This is a genomic window from Burkholderia sp. E168m23, from assembly GCF_016586125.1.
Classification (GTDB): domain Bacteria; phylum Pseudomonadota; class Gammaproteobacteria; order Burkholderiales; family Burkholderiaceae; genus Burkholderia; species Burkholderia orbicola.
This window is the reverse complement of the sequence record NZ_BCPP01000756.1, coordinates 1-3,587: the sequence shown is the minus strand read 5'-3', so window position 1 is coordinate 3,587 and position 3,587 is coordinate 1. Positions and strand designations below refer to the sequence as shown.

Here is a 3,587-nt window from a genome sequence, read left to right as displayed (position 1 = left end):
CATCCTGCTGCTCGCGGCGGGCAGCACCTGCGGCGCGCCGCGCGAACGCGCGTGGCTGTGCGCGGCGCTCGCGACCGCCGTGCTCGGCGACGTACTGCTCGCGCTGCCCGACTGGCCGCTGTCGTTCGTCCTCGGCCTCGGCGCGTTCCTGCTCACGCACCTGTGTTATTGCGCGATCTTCTTCCGGTGGCGCGCGCGGCCGCACGGCTGGCGCATCGTTGCGCTCGTCGGGCTATGGATCGCCGCGCCGGCGTTCTACGCGGCGTTCTTCCCGCACCTCGGCGAGCTGCTGGCGCCGGTCGCCGTCTACATGCTCGTGCTGTGCGTGATGGCGAGCTTCGCGCTCGCCGCCCGCACGCGCGGCCCGCTGGTCGCCGTCGGCAGCCTGATCTTCGTCGGCTCCGACACGCTGATCGGCGTCGGCCGCTTCCTTGACGGCTTTCCGGGCATCGACTATCTGATCTGGGGCCTCTATGCGCTCGCGCAGGTCACGATCGTGGCCGGGGTTTTCCATGAGACGGCCGCCCGATCGATCCGTCCCTGATACCGTTTCAAACGGACCGTCGCGCGCCGGCGGTCCCGTTTCTTCCCCGTCTCGCCCTGCCGACGGCCTTTTCCGGCCATCCCGCATTGCGGAAACTGCTCCGTTCCAAACCCCGCTCAGCCTTTTCCCGCCTGGCTTCCGGCCCTTAGAGCGCCGCTTCTAGCCTCTTGCGGTTTCCGGGTTCACCCACTATCGTTACATCAAACAATGTAACATTCAAAAATGAGCCAAATCGGAGACACCCGGATGAATGCTCGCACGTTGCCTTTCGGTCCACCCGGCCATGACGGCCTGGACGAAACCATCGACATCGCCATCATCGGCACCGGCTTCGCCGGCCTCGGGATGGCGATCCGCCTGAAACAGACGGGCGTGACCGACTTCGTCGTCCTCGAGAAGGCCGCGTCGGTCGGCGGCACGTGGCGCGACAACCATTACCCCGGGTGTGCATGCGACGTGCAATCGCACGTCTATTCGTTCTCGTTCGCGCCGAACCCGCGCTGGACGCGCATGTTCGCGCCGCAGCCGGAGATCCGCGCGTATCTCGAAGACTGCGTGCAGCGCTTCGGCGTCGGCCCGCACCTGCGGCTGAATCACGAATTGCAGCGCGCCGAATACGACGAAGCCGCGCAACGCTGGCGCCTCACGTTCGCGAACGGCAAGCGGCTGTCCGCGCGCGTGCTGGTGTCGGGGATGGGCGGCCTGTCGCGCGCCGCGCTGCCGGCGATTCCCGGTGTCGAAAACTTCCAGGGCCGTGCGTTCCATTCACAGCAGTGGGATCACGACTACCCGCTCGAAGGCAAGCGCGTCGCGGTGATCGGCACTGGCGCGAGCGCGATCCAGTTCGTGCCGCAGATCGCGCCGCGCGTGAAGGAACTCGCACTGTTCCAGCGCACGCCGCCGTGGATCATGCCGAAGCCCGACCGTAACCTGAGCGGCTTCGAGAAATGGCTGTTCCGCACGCTGCCGTTCACGCAGAAGCTCGTGCGCAGCGGCATCTACTGGATGCTCGAATCGCGCGTGCTCGGCTTCGCGATCCATCCGTCGCTGATGAAGAACGTGCAGAAGCTCGCGCTGCGCCACATCCGCAAGCAGATTCCCGATCCGGAGCTGCGCAAGGTGGTCACGCCGAACTACACGCTCGGCTGCAAGCGCGTGCTGATCTCCAACGACTACTACCCGGCGCTGTCGCGCAAGAACGTCGACGTGATCACGACCGGCATCGACCATATCGAAGCCGACGCGGTCGTGACGACCGACGGTAAGCGCCATGAAGTCGACTGCCTGATCTACGGCACCGGCTTCCAGGTGGCCGACCCGTATCCGCGCGGCGCGATCATCGGCCGCGGCGGCCTCGATATCGTCGACGCGTGGCGCGACGGCGCGCACGCGTATCTCGGCACGACGCTGCCCGGCTACCCGAACTTCTTCATGATCGTCGGCCCGAACACGGGCCTCGGCCACAACTCGATGGTGTTCATGATCGAGTCGCAGATCGAATACATCCTCGGCGCGCTGCAGGCGATGCGCCGCGAGCGCGCGGAGGCGATCGAGGTGCGCCCGCTCGTCGAGGCGCAGTTCAACAGCGACCTGCAAGGCAAGCTGAAGAAGGCGATCTGGTCGACGGGCGGCTGCAAGAGCTGGTACCTCGACCCGCGCACCGGCAAGAACACGACGTTGTGGCCGGGCTTCACCTGGCGCTTCCGCCAGGCCACCGCGCACTTCTCGATCGCCGATTACCACGCGTATCGCGCACCGCACGACACGACCGCGCGGCCCGCCGCCGCGCCAGCCGCTTCCGCTTCCACGTCCGCCGAAGCGGCCTGAGTCAGACAAGGAGCCACGACATGAGAGATTTCGCCAACAAGGTCGCCGCGATCACGGGTGCCGGCTCGGGCATGGGCCGCGCGCTCGCGATCCAGCTCGCGCAGGCCGGCTGCCACGTGTCGCTCGCCGACAAGAACGGCGTCGGCCTCGCCGAAACCGAACGGATCGTCCGCGCGATCGCGCCGAACGTGCGCGTGTCGACGCGCGTCCTCGACGTCGGCGATCGCGACGCGATGTTCGCGTGGGCCGACGACACCGCGAAAGAGCACGGCAAGGTCAACCTGATCTTCAACAATGCGGGCGTCGCGCTGTCGAGCACGATCGAAGGCATGGAATACAGCGATCTCGAGTGGATCGTGAACATCAACTTCTGGGGCGTCGTGCACGGCACGAAGGCGTTCCTGCCGCACCTGAAGGCATCGGGCGACGGCCACGTGATCAACACGTCGAGCATCTTCGGGATCTTCGCGCAGCCGGGCATGAGCGGCTACAACGCGACCAAGTTCGCGGTGCGCGGCTTCACCGAATCGCTGCGCCAGGAACTCGACATGATGAAGTGCGGCGTGTCGGCCACCTGCGTGCATCCGGGCGGCATCCGCACGAACATCGCGCAGTCGAGCCGCGTCGCGAAGAACATGGTCGGCTTCATCGTCGAGAGCGAACAGCAAGGCAAGGACAGCTTCGAGAAGTTCTTCATCACGACCGCCGACGACGCCGCGCGCACGATCCTCGCCGGCGTGCGCAAGAACAAGCGCCGCGTGCTGATCGGCCGCGACGCGAAGGGCGCGGACTGGATGGCCCGCATCCTGCCGGCCGCCTACCAGGCGCTCGTCGTGCTCGCGACCCGCCGCGAGGCCGCGAAGGCCCGCCGTGCCGCACGCGGCACGCCGGCGCCGGCCCCGGTGCACGCCACCTACAACAATGCAGGCAATCAGGGAGAACAATCATGATGACACCGAACATGATGCCCGTGCGGCGCGACATCCGTTTCGCGCTGCCCCCCGAACGCGCGAAGGACTGGCACGTGCAGGGCGTGCCGGTCACGCACTTCATGAATGCGCTGTCGCTGCTGTTCCCGGCCGGCGAACGCTTCTTCATGGATTCGGTGCGCAACTACCGCGACCGGATCGAGGACCCCAGCTGAAGAAGCAGGTGATCGGCTTCATCGGCCAGGAANCGATGCACACGCGCGAGCACATCGAGTACACGACCTGCT

At 66.7% G+C, this 3,587-nt stretch carries 3 protein-coding genes and 1 pseudogene; all 4 read left to right on the top strand.

The genetic code is table 11. The features are described from left to right. Window positions 1–544 (top strand): lysoplasmalogenase (locus tag JMF90_RS28960; protein WP_201325748.1); only part of this gene is annotated, 544 nt, incomplete at its 5' end. 246 nt (window positions 545–790) lie between these two features. Beyond that, window positions 791–2,371, top strand: coding sequence for an NAD(P)/FAD-dependent oxidoreductase (locus JMF90_RS28955; protein WP_011547454.1), 1,581 nt, complete (start codon window positions 791–793; stop codon window positions 2,369–2,371). A 20-nt stretch (window positions 2,372–2,391) separates the two neighbouring features. Next, complete coding sequence (locus JMF90_RS28950; RefSeq protein ID WP_011694774.1) at window positions 2,392–3,321, top strand: SDR family oxidoreductase; 930 nt, start codon at window positions 2,392–2,394, stop codon at window positions 3,319–3,321. Further along, window positions 3,318–3,587, top strand: a pseudogene (locus JMF90_RS28945) (metal-dependent hydrolase); the annotation flags it as partial. The gene JMF90_RS28950 and the pseudogene JMF90_RS28945, both read left to right, overlap by 4 nt.